This window comes from Acidovorax sp. 35-64-16, assembly GCF_002281195.1.
GTDB lineage: Bacteria > Pseudomonadota > Gammaproteobacteria > Burkholderiales > Burkholderiaceae_C > Acidovorax > Acidovorax defluvii.
The window spans coordinates 15,535-38,998 of record NZ_NCFM01000013.1 but is presented as its reverse complement, the minus strand read 5'-3'; the positions used below and the strand labels follow the sequence as shown (position 1 = coordinate 38,998).

Sequence of the window (23,464 nt, the reverse complement as noted above, 5' to 3'; positions counted from 1 at the left end):
ACAGACGTGCTGACCGGCACGCTCAACCGCCGATCCATCGTGCAAAACCTGCAGGCTGCCCTGGACGACCCGACTCAGACCCCCTGCGTACTGGCGCTGGACATTGATTTCTTCAAGAAAGTCAACGACACGCACGGACACCAGACCGGCGACCAGGTACTGATCCACTTCTGTCGAACCATAGAAACCATGCTGCGCAAGGGAGACCTTCTGGGCCGCATGGGTGGCGAAGAATTTCTGGTGGTTGCAAACACCCCGTCACTGACAGATGCCATGGGACTGGCGGAGCGCATTCGTGCATCCATCGCCAGCACCCCATGCCCGTGCAGCCCGGACACCCCGATTGCCATCACCACCAGCGTCGGCGTGGCCCAGCCCCGCGTCGGAGAAACGATGGAACAACTGCTGGAGCGCGCCGACGAAGCCCTCTACCGCGCCAAGCACGCAGGGCGCAACCGGGTGATGATGGCAGGCGCGGCAATCGCCTGAAAGCCACGCGCCCAAGCCCCCCGCCCGGGCCAGCCAAGCCCGGCGCGGCGGCTCTGCAAGCGCACCACAGGCATCAGCGGCGCCATATCAAGCCCACCAGCGCACCAACCCCGCTGCCACCGCACCCAGCACCACCACCAGCAAAAACGGCAGCCGCAGCCACAAGGCCAGCGCCGCTGCTGCCAGGGCCGCCAGGCGCGCGTCGATCACCAGGGCGGTGCCTGCGGCAAGGGTGTTCATCACCGTGAGCGAGGCGAGCAGCGCCACGGTGATGGCACCGGCCACACGGGTCATCCGCGGGTTTTGCAGCCAGCGGGCCGGCACGGCGTAGCCCGCCAGCTTGGTGAGGTAGGTGGCTGCGCAGGCCAGCAGGATGAAGCCCCAGAGCGTCATGCCGCGCCTCCGGTGCGAGACGCGTCCCCGTGGGCATCCGGGGTACGCCCGCGCCAACCCCAGGCGGCGCCCACCACGGCGGCCAACAAAATGGGCAGGCCGGGCGGCACCAGCGGCACGGCCAGGGCGGTGACCACGCCGCACACCACCGCCAGCGCCACGGGTTCGCGCTGTTGCAGGCGCGGCCACAGCAGGGCCAGAAAGGCCGCCACGGCGGCGCCGTCCAGCCCCCAGCGGCGCGGGTCGCCCAGGGCGTCGCCCAGCACGGCGCCGACCAGCGTGAACAGGTTCCAGAGCACGAACACGCCGACGCCCGCCGTCCAGAAGCCGCGCCGCTGTTCATCGGGCGTGGTCTGGCCTGCGGCGGTGGCAGCGGATTCGTCGATGGTGAGCTGCGCTGCCACGGCCTTGCGCCAGCCGGTGGGGGCGATCATGGCGTTGAGCTGCATGCCGTAGACCGCATTGCGCACGCCCAGCAGCGCGGCAGCGCCCAGGGCCGCAGAGCCCGCGCCGCCGCCGGCGATGACGCCGATGAAGGCGAACTGCGAGCCGCCCGTGAACATGAGCAGGCTCAGCGCCATGGCCTGCCACACGGTGAGCCCGGCGGCCACGGCCAGGGCGCCAAACGAGATGCCGTAGAGGCCGGTAGCGACGGCAATCGACAGGCCCATGCGGATGGCGGGGGTCCAGGTGGAGGGGCGCAGGGTGGGTGGGGAGGATTCCATGGAATTCAATTTTGATAGCTAGCAACGCTTATCAGTAAAGCGCGGGAGGCCAAAAACACTCAAAACATTCAGCGGGTACGTTGTGGCGGGCTGCGGACGCAGGCGGTGTCAGGCGGCCCACCGACGCCATGCCCTGAGGCCCGGCTTGGGGATCAGAGCACTATGCACCTGCGGCTTTTGGGTTCATATTGCGAACGCATTTTCAAAAAAGGTGGATATCTGATGTTCTTTCCTGCCCTTGTGGGCTTACTGGGTCTGGTGGGAGTGGTGGTTTTTTTCTGGTTGCACAACGGCCCGGGGTCCGGCCGCCCCTTCGGCAACCGGGTGGCTGCCCACATCGGCATTCCGAAAAGTGTCTTTTACGCGCTGCTGGAAAACGGCGTCGAAGGCTCGTCGCGTGAATTGCTGGCATCTCTTCAGCGGTCGAAACTGGGCCTGGAGGAGGCGGGCGTCAAGCTCGGCCCTGCGCTGGGCAGGGGGCTTGCGCGCCTGGAACGGCGATTTGGCACCCAGGACAGTTACGACCGGGCCAAGCCCATTGTTGCCAGACTTGTCGCGGCAGCTGAAGAGCAGTGACATAGCAACCCCAACGCCATCCGCTGGCAGCGCCCATCCGTCCAGGGATGGGCAGCATCGCTGACCCTGCGACGGGGAAAGCACAAAACCACTCATGTTTTGATAGCTTGCAGCGCTTGTTTCACAAGGGCTTCAAATAAAAATAGTATTGAATTGCTTGTGAAATAAGCGCAAGCAGCTCCTGATTAAGGAGCAAATGGGTTCAGTGCGCCTTGTCCCAGTTCGGCCCCACGCCCACCTCGGCCAGCAGCGGCACCTTGAGCGCAGCCACATCGGCCATCAGGCGCGGGATGTGTGAGCGCAGCCAGTCCACCTCGCTCTCGGGCAGCTCGAACACCAGTTCGTCGTGCACCTGCATGATCATCTTGATGCCGGGCTTGTGTGCGTCCAATTCTTTCTGCACGGCCACCATGGCCAGCTTGATGAGGTCGGCCGCCGTGCCCTGCATGGGCGCGTTGATGGCGGCGCGTTCGGCACCGGCGCGGCGCGGCCCGCTGCCGGATATCTCGGGCAGGTACAGGCGGCGGCCGAACACCGTCTCGACGTAGCCCATGGATCGCGCGGCGGCCTTGGTTTCGTCCATGTACTGCTTCACGCCGGGGTAGCGCTGAAAGTAACGGTCGATGTAGGCGGCGGCGGCCTTGGTTTCTATTCCTAGGTTCTTCGCCAGGCCAAAGCTGCTCATGCCGTAGATCAGGCCGAAGTTGATGACCTTGGCGTAGCGGCGCTGCTCGCTCGTCACCTGGTCCAGTGCCACGCCAAACACCTCGGCGGCGGTGGCGCGGTGCACGTCCAGCCCGGCGTGGAAGGCGTGCAACAGAGCGTGGTCGCCGCTGATGTGGGCCATGATGCGCAGCTCGATCTGGCTGTAGTCGGCGCTGGCAATCACGCAGCCGGGCGGCGCCACGAAGGCCTCGCGCACGCGTCGGCCCTCGGCGGTGCGGATGGGGATGTTCTGCAGGTTCGGGTCGTTGCTCGACAGGCGCCCCGTGACGGCCACGGCCTGCGCGTAGTGCGTGTGCACGCGGCCGGTGCGCGGGAGGGCCAGTTGCGCGAGCTTGTCGGTGTAGGTGCCCTTGAGCTTGACCAGGCCCCGGTGCTCCAGCAGCTTGGCGGGCAGGGGGTAGTCTTCGGCCAGCTTTTCCAGCACTTCTTCGTCGGTGCTGCGCGCGCCGGTGGCGGTTTTTTTGACCACGGGCATGCCCAGCTTGTCGAAGAAGATTTCGCCGAGCTGCTTGGGGCTGCTGAGGTTGAAGGGCTGGCCGGCGATCTCATACGCCTCGGTTTCCAGCTGAAGGATGCGCTGGCCCAGCTCATGGCTTTGCTGCGCGAGCGTGGGCGCGTCGATGAGCACGCCGTTGCGCTCGATGCGGTAGAGCGCCTCGCTGCTCTGCATCTCCAGCTCGTAGATGAAGCGCAGTTTCTCGTCGGCCTGCAGCAGCGGCCACAGCGCCAGGTGCACGTCCAGCGTCTGGTCCGAGTCTTCGCACGAATAGGCGGCTGCCTTGTCCACCGGCACTTGGGCGAACGGGATCTGGTGCGCGCCCTTGCCGCACAGGTCTTCGTAGCTGATGCCTGTGCGGCCCGTGTGGCGCTCGGCCAGGCTGGACAGGCCGTGGGGCTTGTGCACTTCGAGCACGTAGCTTTGCAGCATGGTGTCGTGCACATAGCCCTGCACTTCGATGCCATGGTTGGCAAACACATGGCGGTCGTATTTGACGTGCTGGCCGAGCTTGTGGTGCTTGCCATCTTCCAGCCAGGGTTTGAGGCGTGCCAGCACTTCATCGCGCGGCAGCTGCGCGGGGGCATCCGGCCCGGCATGGGCCAGCGGGATGTAGGCGGCCTCGCCGGGCTGCACGCTGAAACTGATGCCCACGATCTCGGCGCGCATCTCGTCGAGCGAGGTGGTTTCGGTGTCCAGCGCCACCAGCTCGGCCTTTTGCAGGCGCTGCAGCCAGTGGTCAAAGTCGGTCCAGTTGAAGATGGTGTCGTACACCACCGGGCGGTGCTGCGCGGCCTCGGCCACGGGGCTGGCGGAGTGGTCGGCGAACAGGTCGCCGCTCTGGCCGGGCATGGCCACCACGGGCGCGGGCGCGGCGGCCGGGGCGTCGCCTGCCAGCGTGCGCGCCAGGCCTTTGAAGCCGTAGGTGTCGCAAAAGGCCATGAGCGGCGCGGTCTGGGGCTGGCCGATGCGGATGGCGTCCAGCGCAGGCATGCCGGGCACCCAGCCGTTCAGGTCGCAGTCGGTCTTGATGGTCAGCAGCTGGCGGCTGGTGGGCAGCCAGTCCATCGCCTTGCGCAGGTTCTCACCCACGGCGCCCTTGACCTCGCCGGCCCGCGCCACCAGGGCGTCCACCGAGCCGTATTCCTGCAGCAGTTTCACGGCAGTTTTGGGGCCCACCTTGTGCACGCCGGGCACGTTGTCCACCGTGTCGCCCACCAGCATCTGGTAGTCCAGCATCAGGCGGGCGGGCACGCCGAATTCAGCCTCCACCCCGGCCAGGTCGCGCACCTTGCCGCTCATGGTGTCGATGATGGAGATGTGTTCGTTGACCAGCTGGGCCAGGTCCTTGTCGCCGCTGGAGATGACCACGTCAATGCCCTGGCGCGCGGCCGCCACGGCCAGGGTGCCGATCACGTCGTCGGCCTCCACGCCGGGCACGTCGAGCACCGGCCAGCCCATGAGGCGCACCACCTCGTGGATGGGCGCGATCTGGCTGCGCAGGTCGTCGGGCATGGGGCTGCGCTGGGCCTTGTATTCGGGGTAGAGCGCATCGCGGAAGGTGGGGCCCTTGGCGTCGAACACGCAGGCTGCGTAGGTGCAGGGGTGGTCCTTCAGGAGCTTCTGCACCATGTTGATCATGATGCGGATGGCGCCGGTCTTTTGCACCGTGCCGTCGGACAGGGTGGTGCTCATGGCTTCGCCGCCGGCAAAGAAGGCGCGGTAGAGGTAGCTGGAGCCGTCCACCAGCAGCAGGGTCTTTTTGTCACTCATGCGGCGATTGTGCACACTCGTTCATCCCCGCGCGGCCTGGGATGCCCGCTCTTGGTTACTGCGCCCGGAAAGCGGCAAAATACGTGTTTTTCTAGCCCGTGCCTGCCTTGGGCCCCTGCGTTGACTGGCGCCGTCAGGGCGCCACCCAGCAGATGGTGCGATGCCCCTGCACCCTGGGCTGGAACATTGCTCAATTTTTAAGGTGATCCCCATGAAGAAAATGCTCGCGTTGTTGATCGGTGCGGTATGCACGCTGGCGATGGCAAACACGGAGTTCAAGAACATCCCGGTGCCAATGCAAAAAGCACTGCGCGGCAACGCGCTCAAGACGGTGCATCTGGACAACGGCGTGATGCGGCTGCAAATGGACAAGCCGGTGATCACCGAACTGGTGTATTCCACCTTTGTCTTTCACAACATCTGCGCCGAACAATGGCACAACCCCGAGCAATTTGCCAAGTTGGCCCTGACGCGGGTGGAGCTGCTCAACGCCACTGGCGCACAGGGCTTTGCCTTTGACGCCCGGGGCAACGTGTGTGAGCAGATGGGGCAGCTGGGCAAGAACTTCGGCACCTTCATCGGCCAGCGCACGGTGCAGTGCGAAGCGGGCACCTGCCCCAAGCACCCCTGATCGATTTTCAAGGCACTGCGGCGGGCCGCCTGCCGTCTGCCCCCAAATAGAAGGGCTTGGCGCCAACCGCAGCATGGCAAGTGCTGCCCCCCGGTTTGGGGCACAAAACCATGCGCCATACCGCCCGCACGCGCCGCCTACAATGGCGCCATGCGCGCCGTTCACCTCTTTTTGCTGCTGGGCCTGGCTGCCAGCCCCCTGCTGGCCCAGACCACCCCTCCAATTGCCCCGCAAGGCAATGCGGACAAGCGTGAGCAGCTCCCAAATCCAGAGCAGATGCAAGGCCGCAACAACCAGCGCACCGAGCGCATTCGCGTGGAAGACGAGGGCAGCCGCGTGGACGAGCTGCGTGTGGGCGGCCAGACCCAGAGCATCACCGTGCAGCCCAAGACGGGCGACATGCCCGAATATGAAGTGCAGTCGCCCGACGGAGCCCGCAGCCGCGCCGGCAGCCGCAGCGGCGCCGAAACCAACACCGCCCCGCGCGTCTGGAACGTGATCAAGTTCTGACGCTGCCCCTGGCTGCCCATTCCCTTGTTTTTGTCTTACCCGTTTTTCTTTTGAGCGATGGCCGTTTTTACCGAAGTCTCGACGAATGAGGCGCGCGAACTGCTGCGCCGTTTGCAACTGGGTGACCTGGTGGCGCTGCGCGGCATTGAGGGGGGCATCGAGAACACCAATTACTTCCTGACCAGCGACCAGGGTGAGTTTGTGCTCACGCTGTTCGAGCGCCTCACTGCCGCCCAGCTGCCGTTCTATCTGTACCTGATGAAGCACCTTGCCCACCACGGCATGCCGGTGCCCGACCCCAGGCCCGACCAGAACGGTGACATCCTGCACAGCGTATGCGGCAAGCCCGCAGCCGTGGTGAACAAGCTGCGCGGCAAAAGCCAGCTGGCACCGCAGCCCGTGCACTGCGCCGCCGTGGGCACCATGCTGGCGCGCATGCACCTGGCGGGGCGTGATTACGACCGCCTCCAGCCCAACCTGCGCGGTCTGCCCTGGTGGAACGAAACCGTGCCCGTGGTGTTGCCCCACATTGGCCCGGAGCAGGCCGCGCTGCTGCGCTCCGAGCTGGCGTACCAGAACCATGTGGCCGCTTCATCGGCCTATGCGGCGCTGCCACGCGGGCCGGTGCATGCCGACCTGTTCCGCGACAACGTGATGTTTGACGGCGAAGAACTCACCGGCTTCTTCGACTTTTATTTCGCGGGCGTGGACACCTGGCTGTTTGACCTGGCCGTGTGCCTGAACGACTGGTGCATCGACTTGGCCCAAGGCGCCCACGACGCCACACGCGCCGCCAGCATGTTGAACGCCTACCAGGCCGAGCGCCCTTTGACCGCCGCCGAGCGCGAGCTGCTGCCCGCCATGCTGCGTGCGGGTGCCCTGCGGTTCTGGATTTCGCGGCTGTGGGATTTTTACCTGCCCCGCGAGGCGTCCATGCTCACCCCGCACGACCCCACACATTTCGAGCGCGTTCTGCGAGGCCGCATTGCCCGGCCGGTGCACGCCTGATCCCCTTCACCCCGGCGTCTTTTAGGGTGCTGGGTTAAATTCGCCGCTACCGTCCCGCCACCCACGGCCCGGGGCTCTTTCTGATTGTCAAAACCTTTCCATGAAACTCCACATCGTCCCCGCACGCACCGGCCTGGCCTGGGTCAAGCTTGGCATTCGGGCGTTCTGGCGGCAACCCATGGCACTGGCGGCCCTGTTTTTCATGACCATGGCGGCCATGTCGGTGGCCACCATGATCCCGCTGGTGGGCCCGGCCGTGGCGCTGGCCCTGCTGCCCTCGGCCACACTGGCCATGATGGTGGCTGCTGCCGAGGCCGTGCAAGGCCGCTTTCCCACGCCCGCCGTGTTGCTGGTGGCCTTTCGCACCGGGCGGCAGCACCTGCGCGACATGCTGGTGCTGGGGGCGCTGTATGCGGTGGGGTTTCTCGGCGTGATGGGCCTGTCGGCACTGATCGACGGGGGCCAGTTCGCGCAGGTGTACCTGGGCGGCGCCCCCCTCACCCGCGAGATGGCCGAAACGCCCGCGTTCCAAGGGGCCATGTGGCTTTCGATGGCGTTGTACCTGCCCCTGTCGCTGCTGTTCTGGCATGCACCCGGCCTGGTGCACTGGCATGGCGTGCCGCCAGTGAAAAGCCTGTTCTTCAGCATCGTGGCCTGCCTGCGCAATTTTGGCGCCTTCACGGTCTATGGGTTGGCCTGGATGGGCGTGTTTCTGCTGGGCGGCCTGGTGATCAGCCTGGTGGCGGGCCTGCTGGCCGTGGGCGGGCTCACCTCGGTGGTGGGCGGCATCATGGTGGGCGCGGCCATGATGATGGCGGCCATGTTCTTCACCTCGGTGGTGTTCACTTTCCGTGATTGTTTCGAACCACCCGAAAAGCCCGAGCTGCAAGCCCCGCACGGCAATCCGTCCGATGCGGCACCGGGGCCTGGCGGCACGGTGTAACGAGCGCGCGGCGGGGCAGCCGGCCCCAAGGCTGCGGCAGCAAGCGCCAGTGCAGCCCTTGCCAACGCCCTGGGCCGCGTACCGCGTGCCCTGCCCCATCGTTCGCACACGGTACAGCACGCATCCAGCGCAAGAGCCGCCCGGTACGGTGGCCGACTGGTGCCTGCGCATGGCTTCCTGGCAGCCTCTGCCGCCCTGTGCGGCGTGACAGACACACTGCCTGCGCAGTGCATATACCGCGCGTTAAAACCCGCTGCGGATGACAGTTTGTCACGCAACCGTCAAACGTCTGTCACGGGGCATTTCTAGTATCTGCGGCTGGAAGCAGCACTCTGCCCCGGCACAGCCACACCCGTGGCCGGCGGTGGCATGCGAAGGCGCTCTCTGCTTGTCCGCACACCAACCTGGAAATCTCCCCAAAATGACCCAACCGACGATGCCCACCCGCCGCAAAGCCCTGCAACTGTTGGCCGGCGTTCCGATGCTTCCGCTGGGCGCCAGCGCTTCAGCCGCCCTGCTGACTGCCTGCGGTGGCAGTGACGACCCCAGCTATGTTTCTGCCAGCTTCACGTCGATGGCTGCGCCCACGCTGGCCAATGCAGCGGCCATGGCCACCACGACCGTGGGCTCCACGCTGAACATTAAGTTCAGCGACGACTCGGTGCGCTCGTACCAGCTGGCCTACCAGCCCTTCTTCGTGACGGGCGACATGGTCTCTGACGGAAAAGGCGGCACGACCCTGTCGGGCGGCTACTACGACATCAACAACAAGCCCATCATCGACGCCACGGTGCCAGGCAAGGAGCGCCATTACTTCTCCGACGCACCCGATGGCACCTCGCTGCTGACGGTGGCCAACCCCACGGTCACCGGCCTCAAGGGCAAGGCCGTGTTTGCCGTGGTGCAGTTTGAATACACCACCTGGGCACAAGATGGCAAGACCGGCATGTACGGCAAGCTGCCCTCGCCCATCGCCGTGCTGACGCTCGACCAGGACCAGGCCACCGGCAAACTGAGCCTGGTGAAATACCACAACGTGGACACCTCCAAGGTGCACGGCCTGTGGATCACCTGCGGTGCCAGCATCTCCCCCTGGGGCACGCACCTGTCGAGCGAAGAGTACGAGCCCGACGCATTTGCCGCCCGCAGCGCCAACTTCATGGACGACTTCAGCAAGAACCTGTATGGAGATGCCGCCAAGGCCAACCCTTACAACTACGGCCACATGCCCGAAGTCACGGTCAATCCAGACGGCACCGGCAGCATCAAGAAGCATTTCTGCATGGGCCGCATCTCGCACGAGCTGGTGCAGGTCATGCCCGACAATCGCACCGTGCTGATGGGCGATGACGCCACCAACGCCGGCTATTTCGTGTTCGTGGCCGACAAGGAAAAAGACCTGTCGTCCGGCACACTTTACGTGGCCAAGGTAGGTAGTGGCTTCTCCATCGATCCCAAGGTCGGCACGGCTGCCCCGCTCACCTGGATCAAGATGGGCTCGGCCACCAGCGCTGAAATTGAAAAGCTGGCCAGCACGCTCAAGCCCACGGACATCATGACCATGGTGAAGGCGGACCCGAACGACGCCAGCTACACCAAGATCGTCGCCAACGGCAAGACCGAGTGGATCAAGATCAATGCCGGCATGGAAAAGGCCGCCGCTTTCCTGGAAACCCACCGCTACGCCGCCTACCTGGGCGCCAGCACGGGCTTCTCGAAGATGGAAGGCACGACTGTCAACATCAAGGACAAGGTGGCCTACTCTGCCCTGCAGAATTGCCGAGACTCCATGGTGGCCGGCAACGCGTCGAACGTGCCTGGCAATGGCATCTCCATCCCCAAGGCCCTGAATGCCGGCGCCGTCATGGCGCTCAACCTCAAGGGTGGCCAAAAGGACACGGCGAGCGCTGCCATCAACAGCGAATGGATGCCTGTGGACACCAAGGCGCTGCTGGCCGGTGAAGACATCACCGCCGATGCCCTGGGCAACACCGCCAACCCCAACAACATCGCCAACCCCGACAACCTGAAGTTCTCGGAAAAGATGCGCACCCTGTTCATCGGCGAAGACAGTGGCCAGCACGTCAACAACTTCCTGTGGGCTTACCACATCGACACCAAGCAACTCTCGCGCATCATGTCGATCCCTGCGGGCGGCGAAGCCACCGGCCTGCACGCCGTGGACGAGATCAACGGCTGGACCTACATCATGAGCAACTTCCAGCACGCCGGTGACTGGGGCGGCATCCACAACGTGGTCAAGGGCCAGCTCGATCCTCTGATCAATGCCAACTACAAGAACAAATCTGGCGCCGCAGTGGGCTACCTCACGGGCACGCCAACCCAGATGAAGCTGGGCTGATCCGCTGACCAGATACGGGCATGCGCTGCATGCCTTGCACGCAAAAGGCGGGGCCAAAAGCCCCGCCTTTTTTCATGGGCGCAGCACCGCAAGGGGCTACAGCCAAGCGCAGCAGTGGGGCACCATGGCTAATGAATTCAGCAGAAACAGGGCGATAGCCCAATCAATTCAGAAGCACCCGAAATTCAACCCAGCTCAGCCCGCCTTGCGGCGATGTCGGTGCAGGTGCGCGCGGTCATCCACACTGGAGAAGACAACGGCAAACACGATGCCCAGCGCCGCGCCCAAAATGGTGTCGAGCACGCGCTCGACCGGCATGCTCGCGACCACCGCGGGCGATGCCAGGTACGTCATGAGCAGCGCCATGGGCGTCACGGTGATCTGGCCAAGCGCGTAGTTGTAGCCAATGATCACCTCGGTCAGAAACTGGAACAGCACGATCGCAGCCACCACCACCCAGAACGAAGGCTGCTGCGCCAGCATGGCCCACACAATGAAAGAGCCCACGACGGTCCCCGCCATGCGCTGCAATGCGCGGTTCATGGTGACATGCAGGTGCCCGCCCTGCATCACCGACACCGCACCAATCGCCGCCCATGCGGGATGGTGCCAGCCGGCCATGAAGGCAATCCAGGCCGCCAACCCGGCACATGCGGTGATGCGCACGGCCGCAATCCACTGGTGCGACCAGGGGGGCACATGCACGGGCGGCAAGCGCAAAGCATTGAGTTCAGGGGCGCGCCACCGGTCCGTCACCAGGCAAGTCCCTGCCGCCATCACGCCACCGAAGAGCGTGGCCAGCAACCGGGCCAGCACCTCGGCGCCACCGTCCACGGGGTGGTAGGCCGCCCCGGCCGCAAACACGATGATCACGGCCCCGGGCCCGCCCAGGCTCCACCACGACACCGCCACGGTGGACGCGCCGGCCACCAGGGCCAGCGCCAGCACCATCATCCACGGCAGCGCGCCAGCCCACGATGCGAGCGAGGGCACCAGCACCCCCAGCGCCAGCAGCAGCGCACAGATCACGACGATGCGCATGCGCCGCTGCACCGTGGAAAAGCGCCCGAACAGGGCCGCCAGCGCACCGATCGAGGCGAACCCCACCATTTCGGGCCAGGGCGAGAAATGCGTGACCACGATCGCCAGCAGCACGGCCAGCGCAGACTGAAGGCCCGCAATGGCAAAGATGCGCAGCGAAGGCGGCGCGCCCAGGGCCATGCTCTCCCGCCACTGCGCCGGGCTCACCAGATGGCGCGCCGATGCGCCGTGCGTGGCACTGCGCTGACGCCGGCGCTTTTGGGACGAATCGCCGGGTTCAGGCATGGAAGTCTTCATGGCAGGCGGGGGGCGCGTTCACTCCACCACCGTCAGCTTGGCCACCGACAGCGCCAGCCACTTGGTGCCATGGCGCGGAAAGTTGACCTGCGCGCGCGCGTCGTCGCCGGTGCCTTCAATGGCCAGTACCTTGCCTTCGCCGAATTTGGTGTGAAACACGTTGAGCCCTGCGCGCAAACCGTGCGACGGCGTGGCCTTCTGCACCGGTACGGGTGGGCTGACAAAAGTCTCGGATTTGAAGCCAAATTGGCCTCTAGCGCTTGATCCATAAGCGCTAAAAGCTCCTGAATTAGGAGCGTACGAGCCAAACCCCTGCTGCTTGGGCGTGATCCACTTGAGCGCGGCTTCGGGCAACTCGTCAAAAAAGCGGCTCTTGATGTTGTAGCGCGTCTGGCCGTGCAGCATGCGTGTTTGCGAGTGGCTCAGGTACAGGCGCTTGCGCGCGCGGGTGATGGCCACGTACATCAGGCGGCGTTCTTCCTCCAGGCCGTCGCGGTCGCTGGCTGAGTTTTCGTGCGGGAACAGGCCCTCTTCCAGGCCACCGATGAACACGCCGTCAAACTCCAGGCCTTTGCTGGCGTGCACGGTCATGAGCTGCACGGCGTCCTGCCCGGCCTGGGCCTGGTTGTCGCCCGCCTCCAGTGCGGCATGGGTCAGGAAGGCGGCCAGGGGCGAGAGGGTTTCGCCGGTATCGATGTCCACGATACCGGGCACTGCGGGCGAGAGCTGCTCATCCAGCACCGGCGCGCTGGGGTCCAGCCCCTGGCTCACCGGGCTTTGCGTGCCCTGCCCCAGCGGCGTGCCATGCTCGTCCAGCGGCAGGGCCACCGCGTCGCGGCCAAAGCCCTCGTGGGTGACAAAGCTCTCGGCAGCGTTGACGAGTTCTTCCAGATTCTCGATGCGGTCGGCGCCTTCTTTTTCGGTACGAAAGTGCTCCACCAGCCCGGTGGATTCGAGCATTTGCTCGATGATGCCGCGCAGGTTCAGCCCCTGGGTTTGCTCACGCAGCACGTCGACCATGGCCACAAACGCGCCCAGGTTGGCGCCCGCCTTGCCTGGCACGGCGCTCACCGCGTCGTGCAGCGAGCAACCGGCGGCGCGGGCGGCGTCTTGCAGCACCTCGATGCTGCGCGCACCAATGCCGCGCGGCGGAAAGTTGACCACGCGACTGAAGCTGGTGTCGTCGTGCGGGTTCTCCAGGAGGCGCAGGTACGCCAGTGCGTGCTTGATTTCCGCGCGTTCAAAAAAGCGCAGACCGCCATACACACGGTAAGGCACGCTGGCATTGAACAGGGCCGATTCGATTACGCGGCTTTGGGCATTGCTGCGGTAAAGCACGGCGATTTCCTTGCGCTCGAAACCATCGCTCTTTACCAGCTGCTTGATCTCATCCACCATCCACTGCGCCTCGGCCAGGTCGGAGCTGGCCTCGTACACGCGCACCGGCTCGCCCGCGCCCTGCGTGGTGCGCAGGTTTTTGCCCAGGCGGCGGCTGTTGTGGCTGATGAGGGCGTTGGCCGAGTCGAGAATGTTGCTGTAGCTGCGGTAGTTTTGCTCGAGCTTGATCTGGCGCTGCACATCAAATTCGCGCACAAAGTCGGCCATGTTGCCCACGCGCGCGCCGCGAAACGCATAGATGCTTTGGTCGTCATCGCCCACGGCAATCACGCTGCCGCGCGCCTCAAAACGCCCGCCCACCTCGTTGCCCGCCAGCTGCTTGAGCCAGGCGTACTGCAGCTTGTTGGTGTCCTGAAACTCATCGACCAGCATGTGCTGAAACCGGCGCTGGTAGTGCTCGCGGATGGGGTCGTTGTCGCGCAGCAATTCGTAAGAGCGCAGCATCAGCTCGCCAAAGTCCACCACGCCTTCGCGCTGGCACTGCTCTTCGTACAGCTGGTAGATCTCGACCTTCTTGCGCGCATCGCTGTCATGCGTGGGCACGTCGCCGGGGCGCATGCCTTCTTCCTTGCAGTGGGCAATGAAGTAGGCCAGCTGCTTGGGCGGAAAACGCTCGTCGTCCACGTTGTGCTGCTTGCACAGGCGCTTGATGGCCGAGAGCTGGTCTTGCGTGTCGAGGATCTGGAACGACTGCGCCAGGCCTGCCGCCTTGTGGTGCGCGCGTAAAAGGCGGTTGCACAGGCCGTGAAAAGTGCCAATCCACATGCCGCGCACGCTGACGGGCAGCATGGCCGACAGGCGGGCCACCATTTCCTTGGCTGCCTTGTTGGTAAAGGTGACGGCCAGAATGCCGCCGGGCGTGGCATAGCCGTTTTGCAGCAGCCAGGCGATACGCGTGGTGAGCACGCGCGTCTTGCCCGAGCCGGCGCCAGCCAGGATGAGCGCGTGGCCCGCAGGCAGGGTGACGGCGGCCAGTTGCTCGTCGTTCAGATTGGCCAGAAGGGGCGATGCTGCCGAGGCAGCACCGGCGTGTGGGGGCACCAGGGCTTCTGGTGCACCCGAAAACGGGTCTTGTGGAAACATGCAGCCATTGTAGAAAGCACCCCACCGCTGGGTATAGCCGCAGGGCCAGTAGGGCCCCTGCGAATGGCCTGGGCGCTGGCATCGGCCCCCAACGGGGTGTGATCATGCGTGCTGGACAGATCGAATGATCACGGTCACCTTGCGATAAAAGTATTAGCAAAAACAGGCTCTAGCGCTTATGCAATAAGCGCTTGCAGCTATATAAAGCAGAGCACTTCTACCACTTGCGAACAAACCCTGTGCGCATTGCCCAGGGCGCCCGTCCGGCCCACTGGCGTGTGTGCTGCGGTGGGATGGGGCCCGAGGCGCAGCGCCCCGCCGTGGCTGCGGCGCATTGCGACGACCGGCACAGCCCGGCAGCAGGCAGGGGCATTCCGGCAAAGCCGCGCGCGGGTAGAATCAATCACCGGGCCCAAGTTTCTTGACGTCCGGTTTTTTTGTGCCTGCGCTCAGCAGGGTTCGGAGCGGCCACCACGGCCCCGCCCACACAACCGGTCGCCAGGCCAAGCGCCCACCGCAGTCAAAATTGTTTGGCTGCGTCCCTTGATGGAGCTTGGAATCTCATGGAAATCTTCGACTACGACAATGTTTTGCTGCTGCCCCGCAAGTGCCGCGTGGAAAGCCGCTCGGAATGCGACGCCAGCGTAGAACTGGGCGGGCGCAGCTTTCGCATCCCGGTGGTGCCCGCCAACATGAAGACGGTGGTGGACGAAAGCATATGCACCTGGATGGCGCAAAACGGCTACTTTTATGTCATGCACCGCTTTGACCTGGACAACCTGCAGTTCGTGCGCGACATGCACGCCAAGGGTTGCTATGCCTCGGTCTCGCTGGGCGTGAAACCGCCCGACTACGCCACCGTGGACCAGCTGGTGGCCGAGGGCCTGTGCCCCGAGTACATCACCATCGACATCGCCCACGGCCATGCCGACAGCGTGAAGGCCATGATCGCTTACCTCAAGCAGCACCTGCCCAAGGCCTTTGTGATTGCTGGCAACGTGGCCACGCCCGAGGCCATCATCGACCTGGAAAACTGGGGCGCCGACGCCACCAAAGTGGGCGTGGGGCCAGGCAAGGTGTGCATCACCAAACTCAAAACCGGCTTTGGCACGGGCGGCTGGCAGCTCAGTGCGCTCAAGTGGTGCGCGCGCGTGGCCACCAAGCCCATCATTGCCGACGGCGGCATCCGCAGCCATGGCGACATCGCCAAGAGCATCCGCTTTGGCGCCAGCATGGTGATGATCGGCTCGCTGTTTGCGGGCCACGAAGAGTCTCCCGGCAAGACCGTGGAAGTGGATGGAGAACTGTTCAAGGAGTACTACGGCTCGGCCAGCGACTTCAACAAGGGCGAATACAAGCATGTGGAAGGCAAGCGCATTCTCGAGCCCATCAAGGGCAAACTTGCCGACACACTCATCGAGATGGAACAGGACGTGCAAAGCTCCATCAGCTACGCGGGCGGCACCCGGCTGATGGACGTGCGCAAGGTCAACTACGTGATTCTGGGCGGCGACAACGCGGGCGAACACCTGCTGATGTAGGCCACCCATCGGGCTGCGGGCGCGTGTTCAGGCCCGCAGCAGGTTCAGGGCCATGTGGTGTAGGTCATGCCCGGGCTGTGCCAGCGCATCGAGAATACTGAAATGGTTCAGCCCGGCCAGCACCTGGTGGCGCGGCACGGCGCGTGAGCCCCAGGCGTCCTGCAGCAGCCGGGCCTGCCGCAGGAACTCGGCGCTTTCGTCGCCACCGACCGCGCTGTACACAATGCCCTGGCTGGGCGCCTGCAACCTCGCCGGGCTGGCTTGCAGCACATGCTGCGCGGTCAGGTGCAGCACCGACTGCAAAAATGGGGTGTGCATGATGGGCTCCAGGTCGTGAATCCCCGAGATCGAAAGCGCGTTGCGCACCAGCCCGTCCGGCCATCCGTCGCCCAGCAGCGGCCACACGCTTGTCAGCAGCATGGCCGCCAGTTGCCCACCTGCGGAATGGCCTGCCACCGTGATGCGGCCAGGGTCACCTCCATGGCGCTCAATGTTGCCCCACACCCAGCCCAGCGCCCTCTCGACCTGGCGCACGATCTGGGGCACCGTGACGGGAGCCTGGGGCGTGCCGGGGCACAGCGCATAGTTCACCATCACCACGCAGACTCCCTCGCGTGTGAACGCAGGCGCCAGAAAGGAATGCTCAGACTTGTCGAGTGCGCGCCAGTACCCCCCGTGGATGAAAACCAGCACCGGGGCCGGCGAGCGGCCCGGCACGTGGGGCGCAAAGATGTCGAGCGCCTCACCAGTGCCGCTGCCGTAGGCAATGTCCAGCGCGCACGCCCCACTGGTGCGCGCCAGGGCAGACGCGTCGGCCCAGCGCTGCAGATAATCCACGTGGTCCGGCACCAAGGCCCGGTTGTTGTACATACGCTCCAGCCAGGCCGGATCGTGGTGGGGGAAGTTCATGGCGCGTCTCCTTGTGCGTGCCATCATCCCGGCATATTCAGCACACTGCAAGCTCGCTGACAGGGAGTGGCAGTGAAAAAGCCCATGATGGCGGCAGACAAAACAGCTTCCAAGGATGCGCCCATGACCACCACCCCGCCGCTTCGCGTTGCCGTCCTCGGTATCGGCATGATGGGATTGCCCATGGCCCGACGCCTGTGCGCGGCAGGCCACCAGGTACACGCCTGGAACCGCACCCGCGCCAAGGCCGATCCACTGGCGTCCGCTGGCGCCACGGTGCACAACACACCCACAGACGCCGTGCGCGATGCCGACTTTGTCATCAGCCTTCTGGAGAACGGCTCGGTGGTGGACCAGGTGCTTTTCGGGCTGGGCACGGCGCAAGCCATGCGTGCAGGCGCCCTGTTTATCGACATGGCCTCGATACAACCCCGGGAAGCCCGCGACCACGCGACTCGCCTGGAGGAAATGGGGCTGACCCACCTGGATGCGCCGGTCTCCGGCGGCACGGTGGGCGCCGAAAACGGCACCCTGGCCATCATGGCAGGCGGCCGGCCGCAGGAGTTTGCGCGCGCACAGCCCATCTTTGCCATCTTTGGACGCGCCACCCATGTCGGCCCCCACGGCGCGGGCCAGCTGGCCAAGCTGGCCAATCAAATGATCGTGGGCATCACCATTGGCGCGGTGGCAGAGGCACTGCTCTTTGCCGCCAAAGGCGGCGCCGACATGGCCAAGGTGCGAGAGGCCATCAGCGGCGGCTTTGCTGACAGCCGGATTCTTCAACTGCATGGTCAGCGCATGGTGGACCGCGACTTCGCTCCACGTGGCCGCATGACGGTTCAACTCAAGGATCTCGACAACGCCCTGATCACCGCCCAGGAAATCGGCTTTGATGCCCCCATCACGGCGCTTTTCGAAGCGCTGTACAAAGATGGCGTCGAACACGGACTGGGCCAGCTGGACCACAGCGGCCTGTTTGTCGAGCTGGCCAGCCGCAACGCCATGCAATAATTTTTGTACCAGCTTGCCAACGCCAGAATTTTTGGTGCATAATTCAAGGCTCAGCAGCAATGCTGGCAGATTAAAAAGTTTGGGTTCTTAGCTCAGTTGGTAGAGCAGCGGACTCTTAATCCGTAGGTCGAGTGTTCGAGTCACTCAGGACCCACCAAGCTAGCCCGCATGGGCACACGAAACCCTGCTATCAAACCGGTAGCAGGGTTTTTTGTTTTTGGCTTCGTTCCGGCTCATGTAGCCACCATGTAGCCAGCGGTACAGGGTTTTGCACCGTGTAGCCAGCATGTAGCCACCCAGCGCCAGGCAAAAGAAAAGCCCCACGGCGGGGGCTTCGGGGTAGTGGGGATGCAGCGCTGCGCCACCAGGCCCACGGGCAAGAGCTTGCTATCTGGCCTTGTCGTTGCGCTCTGCGGTGCGGGTTGCGCTATCTGTCAGCGGTTGACAGATAGCCATGCGCCAGCACCCAAAAGCCCCACGGTGCGAATTACTGGGGCGGCAGGTCTTTGATTGCAGTTTGATTGATGCAAGCTATCAAAAACGCATGGCATGGAATATGCAACCCGCAAAAAATGTGCCTGATAGCTTTTGAAAATGATGCTGCACTATGGTTTTTGCAGCAGCGGGTTAGGCTGGGTCTGTTCGGGTGGGGTGCGGTCAGGCTTCACTTGCCAGCCATCAGCAAAGCACAGCCCGGCCTGTTGCGCGTCACCTCGCGGGATGCCCGGTCTATTAGCTCTTGCTCAGTCTCTCCAGGCTGGCGCGTCCATCGCTGGCTTCCATTCTGGTCATGCAGTTCCTGTAGTTCTTCATCAAGGTTTCCACGACTCAGGGGTTGAATAACGATGGTCGTAGGCCCTTCATCCATCGAAACCCCCTTTTCCAGTTCGGCAATTCTCTTTTCAAGGCTTTGCATTCTTTTCCTCCAGCACATCGATACGGCGCGCCAGTTCATCAATCTCAGCCACACGGGCCAGCGTACCAATGGCACCCAGCAGGGCGGCCCCTTGTCCGGGTGCAAGCTCTCCAGCGGCCACGGATGCCAGCACGGCGCGCCCTTGGTCGGTCAGGGTGCCATCGGGCAGGCTCAGGGCTTGCGTGGCCTCCACGGGCTTGATGGGCGGCAATGCACGTTCCAGCAGCAGGCGGGCGGCTTGCACATCACCAGCCAGGGCGGCAGTGGTCAGGCTCTCCAGAATTGCGGGCACGTTGCCTGCAATGGCGGCGCGCAGCTTTGCCACTTCACCCGTGCCAGCCGGGCGGCCTTTGGGGTTTCCAGACTGGCCCGGCTTCCATGCAGCGGCGGGCGGTTTTCTTCTTGTCGCCATCGGTGTTCCTTTTGTGCTTTTTCAGTTGTTGAGTTGTTCGCGCACATCGCGGCAGTCACGCGCCACAAAGGCAACGCCACCAGCGCCGCGGATGCGCTCTAGGAATAGGGCTTGCTCGGGGCGCAGGCGTCCGGCCTGGGCTTTCACTTCCACACCCAGCAAGCGGCCATCCTTCAATTGCCCCAGCACATCGGGGCAGCCCTTGAACCCAAAGCGGATAAAGCGGCCTTCCACCTTTGCAGCCCCGGTATTCATGCGCTCACACCACGCCACGGCGGGATGCGTTCTCAGCGCCTTCAATACTTCCACCAGGGCGGCAGCTTCGGGGCGGCGGTTGGCTCGGGGTGTCTGTTGTTCCAGGCCGAAAAGGTCAGCATTCATTGCACGCCCCCTTCCCCGGAATTTCTCCCCGGAATCCTCCCCCCTTATAGGGGGGGCGGGGATTTTCGGGCCTGGGAATCCCCGAAACGGGGAAAAACGGGGAATTTCGGGGTATCAAGCAAGCCATATCCACCCCTTGTCACACCCCACCACACCACGCGAAACCAGCCCGGTAATTCCATCTCTGGCGCGTTCTGTTTTGCGGTCTGGTGCCACTGTCAGACGTTCGGCAAGGCGGGGTAGCACCACCTCCAATTCCACAGCAGGGCGGCCCGGCGGGCAGGATGCAGGCGCACCCGGCGTATTGAATGGCCCGGCCTTTTGCAGCAGGTCACGCAGGGCATCAAGAATCACCCGTTGATTGCCACCCTGGGGCAGCTTCACGGCTCGCACTTCGTCTAGGGCGGTATCACGCACCACCACGCACGATGTAATGGCCTCGCCGGTTTCCTCCACTCCCAGCGCCTCTACTTGCAGCTTGAATTGGTGCGCGGTTCCGTCCTGCCCGTCCTTGCTTTTCGCCACCTTCCATTCCCGGCGGTCGCCTTCGCGTGAAACTTCGATTGCGGCATCCATTGCAGCGAATAGCGAACTGTGCCCACGCAGGCCAGCGGCGGCATTCTTGCCCGTGTGGTGAACCAGCACCACCAGCCCACCGGTCAGGGTTTGCAGGGTCTTTGCAGCCTCCAGAATCTCGCCCATGTCGCGTGAACTGTTTTCGTCGGCAGTGGGCGCGGCGCGGTTCAAGGTGTCCACCACCACCACAGCGCCAGCAGGCACCACGGCGGCAAGGTCTAGCACGTCCTGCCCGTCGGTCAGCTTGAACGGTTGCAGCATCATGCGCAGGCCGTCAGGCAATGCACGGCCCCGGCTGGTCTCCCATGCCTGGGCGCGCAGCTTGAACCCGGCTTCACCCTCCAGCGCGGCATACACAACGGGCGCGGCTTCCACCCGGCAATCAAACCAGCGTTGCCCCTCGGCAATGGCGGCGGCCATGTCAAAGGCCAGGAATGATTTACCGGATGCGCTAGGGCCATACAGCGCAGCAAGCCCCACGGCAGGCAGCACACCACGCACACGCCACGCCAGCGGGGGCAGGTTGCGCAGCTCATCGCCCCCCAGCAGCTTGTAACGGGGCTCAGGCTTGGGCGGCTCTGTCGCTGCCTCCAGCAGCCCGGCCAATACATCGTGCCCGTCACGCTGCGCAAGGTCGTTTGCGTCGAAGTTCTGCACCTCGCCCTGGGGCATGTAGGCCACGGCGCATTGCAGCGTCTGGGCAATCTCTGCGGCGCTTTCTTCCTTGCCCACATCAGGCACCAGCACCAGCCGGGCGGATGCGTCACGCTGGCGCTGGTCGGCAGCCACGCGGGCCACGTTGCCCCAGCCAAAGCACACCACGGCAGCATTGCCCGTTGCTTGCCAGCAGGCCCATGCTTGCCCGATACCCTCGCACAGATACAGCGGCGCACCCGGCACCACATCGCCCACGGTGAAGCTCGCCCCGGCCATCGGCGCACCGGGCAGGTTCATTTTTTTACCGGCACCGGGCGGCGGTATCAGTTGCAGGCTTTGCAGCCCTTGCGGGCCATAGGCAGGCACCACCAAAGCCCCGGCCATGCTCTGCCCTTGAATGCGCAGGGCGTCGCCACCGGGCACCACGCGCAAGGCATCCAATGGCACCCCGGCGGCAGCTTTTGCCACGATGTAGCCATGTGCAGCGGTTGCAGCATCGCAGCGTTCCCACACCTCGGCAGGGCTCATGCCTGGGGCGGGCTTGCGCTGCGGCTCTGCGGCCTTCCTGGGGGCTTGTTGCTGGCGTTGCTGGGGCTTGCCTTCGCCCATGCGCCACCCATGTTCAGCGCCCACGCGGTAAAGGGTTCCAGGGCCAATACCCTTGCCCGGCTTGAAACTGCGCCACGTATCGCGGGCGTCGCGTTCGCTGTAGTTGCCAGCCCCGGCGCTCCATTCGTTGAACGTATCGAAGTCAAGGCCAGCAGCTTGTGCAGCCATGCCCACCTTCACCCATTCATCGCGGGGCAAGTCGGGGGGGATGCTGTGCAGTGCGTCGATTGCTTTTGCGGTGTCGTGCATCAAAACGGCACCCCCCCATCGTCCGCTTCGGCGGGGTTGTTCGGACTGTTGCCCGGCTCGTTCAGTGGCTTCAATAGCTGGGGCTCTCTCTCCAGCTTCGCAGCCAGCAGGCGCAGCAGTTGCGCGGCCTCCAGCGGGTCAGGCGTCAACACGTAAACGGTAACGGGCGCGTTCGGCAATTGGTGCCCGTCCGGTATGGTGCAAGCATCAAGGGAATAGGGCATTGCACTGCCCCAGCGGTCGCCCCACCACTCATAGTTGCTGCACTCGATTTGAATTGCTTTCATGCGCCCCCCTTTTTCTGGCGCTTTGCCATCCATTGATGCAGCTTGCGGCGGTCGCCATCGGTCAGCAGATACACGCCAGGGCGGCAGATAAACCCGTCACGGTCAACAAAGTTGATGCGCTTGCATGGCACCTCCAGGCCACGGCGGCGAAGCTCTGCCACCAGTTCCGGCCCATTGCTGCAACCCGCTTCGGTGTCCAAGTTCTCGCGCGGCATCGGGCGGCGCAGCAGTGCGGCGATTGCACGCAGGTGACGGGGGTTATCGGTTCCGATAAACTTCGATGTGTGCTCTTTGGAAAGCCCCTTGTCCGCTGCAACGGTCTGGGGCTTTTTCATTGGGGCGGCGTTCATTAGCGGCCCCCCTTGCGAAACCAGCGGGACGGGGCAGCGCACCACAGCGCCAGCATCAGGCGATTGATAGCGGCGGCCATTTAAGCCACCCCCAGCACGGCGCGAATCTCTGCCACGCTCCAGGCCAGACGGCCCATGATGCGGCGCGGGCGCAGCGGCCCGTTTTCCATGCAGGCCCAGCCCCTCAAAGTCTGCGGGCGGCGGTTCAGGTAGTGGGCAGCGGCGGCGGTGTCCACTGCGGGGCGGTTCACCAGTTCCAGCGGGGGGAACTCTTGGGGCTCAGATACAGCGCGGCGGGTGTCTGCGCTGTGTAGGGTCGCTTGCATTGGTTACCGTCTTTCTGCCCAGTGCGGGCATTGATTGATGACGGTTTCCAAGTATTCGCATATGTCGGCAGGTAAGCGCCTGCCGTTCGCTTGCCGACTACCTGCCGTAAAGGCGCTCTCTATGCGCGCTCAGGTCTTGCGCCAGGGCCTGCCGTGTAATGTTCTCGGCTTTTGCGATTTCCTTGATTCCACGCGGCAATTGCGCGTAGGTGTCTTGCGGCATAGACAAGCCAGCATCAAGGCACATTTGCCAGCGGCGCGCTTGCCGTTGTTCCGCACTGCCAGCCACCACGGGCGCGGGCGCTGCGGCCTGGGGCTCAGGGTTCAACGGCCACCGAAAAGGAAAACCGGCGCGCTCTAGCCATGCGTCAAGATTGGCAGGCGTAACCCAATCGTGAAACACCATGCAGTCACGGCCCACCAGCGGCCCGCCGAACTCGGGGTTAGTCAAAGTCAGAGCGCCAGCACGGGCGGCAGGGTGCATTTCGTTTGTCAGAAACCTGTACGCATCAAAGCTGTTTGCAGCGGCCAAAACGTCCGCTACCTCTGGCATAGTGAAGTTGCCTTTTGCTTGACGGGCCATCGTGCGCTGAATGTCTGCAATGGCGTCAGCAGCCTTGGACGAGCCAGAGCCCATATCAGCACATGACACATTACGAATGTGCACCCATGTATCAGGCGGCAGCGCCAGCAAGTCGGCATCAACGCAAAGCGGGACGACTGGCACCTTAAAAATCGGTGTTTGTTCTTGTTCGCTCATAGCACCCCTTCAAGTGCAGCCTTCAAAAG

The 23,464-nt window shown here is 64.2% G+C and carries 23 protein-coding genes and 1 tRNA gene; 10 read left to right on the top strand and 14 right to left on the bottom strand.

The features are described 5' to 3' along the window. Nucleotides 1-6: 6 nt before the first annotated feature. Nucleotides 7-489 carry a GGDEF domain-containing protein gene (locus B7Y64_RS10480; RefSeq protein WP_291328817.1) on the top strand — a complete coding sequence of 161 codons (483 nt, stop codon included), beginning with the start codon at nt 7-9 and terminating at the stop codon, nt 487-489. A gap of 87 nt (nt 490-576) precedes the next feature. On the opposite strand, the gene B7Y64_RS10475 is transcribed toward B7Y64_RS10480, so the two are convergent. Further along, nucleotides 577-882 carry an AzlD domain-containing protein gene (locus tag B7Y64_RS10475; RefSeq protein WP_291328815.1) on the bottom strand — a complete coding sequence of 102 codons (306 nt, stop codon included), beginning with the start codon at nt 880-882 and terminating at the stop codon, nt 577-579. Continuing rightward, complete coding sequence (locus tag B7Y64_RS10470; RefSeq protein ID WP_291326404.1) at nt 879-1,607, bottom strand: AzlC family ABC transporter permease; 729 nt, start codon at nt 1,605-1,607, stop codon at nt 879-881. The genes B7Y64_RS10475 and B7Y64_RS10470 overlap by 4 nt, the downstream gene beginning before the upstream one ends. 162 nt (nt 1,608-1,769) lie before the next feature. Between B7Y64_RS10470 and B7Y64_RS10465 the strand changes: the two genes are divergently transcribed. After that, nucleotides 1,770-2,183: a hypothetical protein gene (locus B7Y64_RS10465; protein WP_291326402.1), complete on the top strand. Its 414-nt coding sequence runs from the start codon at nt 1,770-1,772 to the stop codon at nt 2,181-2,183. 202 nt (nt 2,184-2,385) lie between these two features. Here the strand turns inward: B7Y64_RS10465 and polA are convergent, their stop codons facing one another. Further along, a complete protein-coding gene (gene polA / locus B7Y64_RS10460) occupies nt 2,386-5,178 on the bottom strand; it encodes a DNA polymerase I (RefSeq protein ID WP_291328813.1) in 2,793 nt (930 codons plus the stop codon). A 211-nt stretch (nt 5,179-5,389) separates the two neighbouring features. Here polA and B7Y64_RS10455 point away from each other — a divergent pair, with 211 nt between their 5' ends. From B7Y64_RS10455 to B7Y64_RS10435, 5 genes are all read left to right on the top strand, one after another. Further along, nucleotides 5,390-5,809: a hypothetical protein gene (locus B7Y64_RS10455; RefSeq protein ID WP_111866073.1), complete on the top strand. Its 420-nt coding sequence runs from the start codon at nt 5,390-5,392 to the stop codon at nt 5,807-5,809. A gap of 150 nt (nt 5,810-5,959) precedes the next feature. Next, nucleotides 5,960-6,319: a hypothetical protein gene (locus B7Y64_RS10450; protein ID WP_024814339.1), complete on the top strand. Its 360-nt coding sequence runs from the start codon at nt 5,960-5,962 to the stop codon at nt 6,317-6,319. A gap of 57 nt (nt 6,320-6,376) precedes the next feature. Beyond that, complete coding sequence (locus tag B7Y64_RS10445) at nt 6,377-7,327, top strand: homoserine kinase (RefSeq protein WP_114655326.1); 951 nt, start codon at nt 6,377-6,379, stop codon at nt 7,325-7,327. A 100-nt stretch (nt 7,328-7,427) separates the two neighbouring features. Then, the gene (locus B7Y64_RS10440) at nt 7,428-8,270 is read left to right on the top strand and encodes a BPSS1780 family membrane protein (RefSeq protein ID WP_114655327.1); all 843 of its coding nucleotides are present in this window, start codon (nt 7,428-7,430) and stop codon (nt 8,268-8,270) included. 421 nt (nt 8,271-8,691) lie between these two features. After that, a complete protein-coding gene (locus B7Y64_RS10435; RefSeq protein ID WP_114655328.1) occupies nt 8,692-10,632 on the top strand; it encodes an alkaline phosphatase PhoX in 1,941 nt (646 codons plus the stop codon). Nucleotides 10,633-10,827: 195 nt separating this feature from the next. Here the strand turns inward: B7Y64_RS10435 and B7Y64_RS10430 are convergent, their stop codons facing one another. Beyond that, nucleotides 10,828-11,970, bottom strand: coding sequence for an FUSC family protein (locus tag B7Y64_RS10430; RefSeq protein WP_291328811.1), 1,143 nt, complete (start codon nt 11,968-11,970; stop codon nt 10,828-10,830). An 18-nt stretch (nt 11,971-11,988) separates the two neighbouring features. Beyond that, on the bottom strand, nt 11,989-14,451 hold the full coding sequence (locus B7Y64_RS10425; RefSeq protein WP_291328809.1) for a UvrD-helicase domain-containing protein: 2,463 nt from the start codon (nt 14,449-14,451) through the stop codon (nt 11,989-11,991). Between the two features lie 563 nt (nt 14,452-15,014). On the opposite strand from B7Y64_RS10425, the gene B7Y64_RS10420 reads away from it, so the two are divergent. After that, entirely contained in the window at nt 15,015-15,992 is a 978-nt protein-coding gene (locus B7Y64_RS10420; RefSeq protein WP_024814333.1) for a GMP reductase, read from the top strand. A gap of 27 nt (nt 15,993-16,019) precedes the next feature. Here the strand turns inward: B7Y64_RS10420 and B7Y64_RS10415 are convergent, their stop codons facing one another. Then, nucleotides 16,020-16,901: an alpha/beta hydrolase gene (locus tag B7Y64_RS10415; protein WP_111866084.1), complete on the bottom strand. Its 882-nt coding sequence runs from the start codon at nt 16,899-16,901 to the stop codon at nt 16,020-16,022. Between the two features lie 123 nt (nt 16,902-17,024). Between B7Y64_RS10415 and B7Y64_RS10410 the strand changes: the two genes are divergently transcribed. Beyond that, nucleotides 17,025-17,912 carry an NAD(P)-dependent oxidoreductase gene (locus B7Y64_RS10410; protein WP_111866222.1) on the top strand — a complete coding sequence of 296 codons (888 nt, stop codon included), beginning with the start codon at nt 17,025-17,027 and terminating at the stop codon, nt 17,910-17,912. An 81-nt stretch (nt 17,913-17,993) separates the two neighbouring features. Next, a tRNA-Lys gene (locus B7Y64_RS10405) sits at nt 17,994-18,069 on the top strand. A gap of 507 nt (nt 18,070-18,576) precedes the next feature. Here B7Y64_RS10405 and B7Y64_RS10400 read toward each other — a convergent pair. The 8 genes from B7Y64_RS10400 to B7Y64_RS10365 all read right to left on the bottom strand — a co-directional run bounded on the left by B7Y64_RS10400 (nt 18,577) and on the right by B7Y64_RS10365 (nt 23,435). Next, nucleotides 18,577-18,828, bottom strand: coding sequence for a hypothetical protein (locus tag B7Y64_RS10400; RefSeq protein ID WP_291327302.1), 252 nt, complete (start codon nt 18,826-18,828; stop codon nt 18,577-18,579). Then, nucleotides 18,815-19,240 (bottom strand): DUF5681 domain-containing protein, encoded by a 426-nt coding sequence (locus B7Y64_RS10395; protein WP_291327304.1) that lies wholly within the window; start codon nt 19,238-19,240, stop codon nt 18,815-18,817. The genes B7Y64_RS10400 and B7Y64_RS10395 overlap by 14 nt, the downstream gene beginning before the upstream one ends. A 21-nt stretch (nt 19,241-19,261) precedes the next feature. Then, on the bottom strand, nt 19,262-19,621 hold the full coding sequence (locus tag B7Y64_RS10390; RefSeq protein WP_291327306.1) for a VRR-NUC domain-containing protein: 360 nt from the start codon (nt 19,619-19,621) through the stop codon (nt 19,262-19,264). Nucleotides 19,622-19,735: 114 nt separating this feature from the next. Beyond that, nucleotides 19,736-21,712, bottom strand: a complete 1,977-nt coding sequence (locus tag B7Y64_RS10385; protein WP_291324184.1) for an AAA family ATPase — start codon at nt 21,710-21,712, stop codon at nt 19,736-19,738. Next, a complete protein-coding gene (locus tag B7Y64_RS10380) occupies nt 21,712-21,999 on the bottom strand; it encodes a hypothetical protein (protein WP_291324185.1) in 288 nt (95 codons plus the stop codon). Before B7Y64_RS10380 ends, B7Y64_RS10385 begins: the two co-directional genes overlap by 1 nt. Continuing rightward, nucleotides 21,996-22,349: a hypothetical protein gene (locus tag B7Y64_RS10375; protein ID WP_291324186.1), complete on the bottom strand. Its 354-nt coding sequence runs from the start codon at nt 22,347-22,349 to the stop codon at nt 21,996-21,998. The genes B7Y64_RS10380 and B7Y64_RS10375 overlap by 4 nt, the downstream gene beginning before the upstream one ends. Nucleotides 22,350-22,429: 80 nt before the next feature. After that, nucleotides 22,430-22,675, bottom strand: a complete 246-nt coding sequence (locus tag B7Y64_RS10370) for a hypothetical protein (RefSeq protein WP_291324187.1) — start codon at nt 22,673-22,675, stop codon at nt 22,430-22,432. Between the two features lie 97 nt (nt 22,676-22,772). Further along, entirely contained in the window at nt 22,773-23,435 is a 663-nt protein-coding gene (locus tag B7Y64_RS10365) for a hypothetical protein (protein ID WP_291324188.1), read from the bottom strand. Nucleotides 23,436-23,464 lie beyond the last annotated feature (29 nt).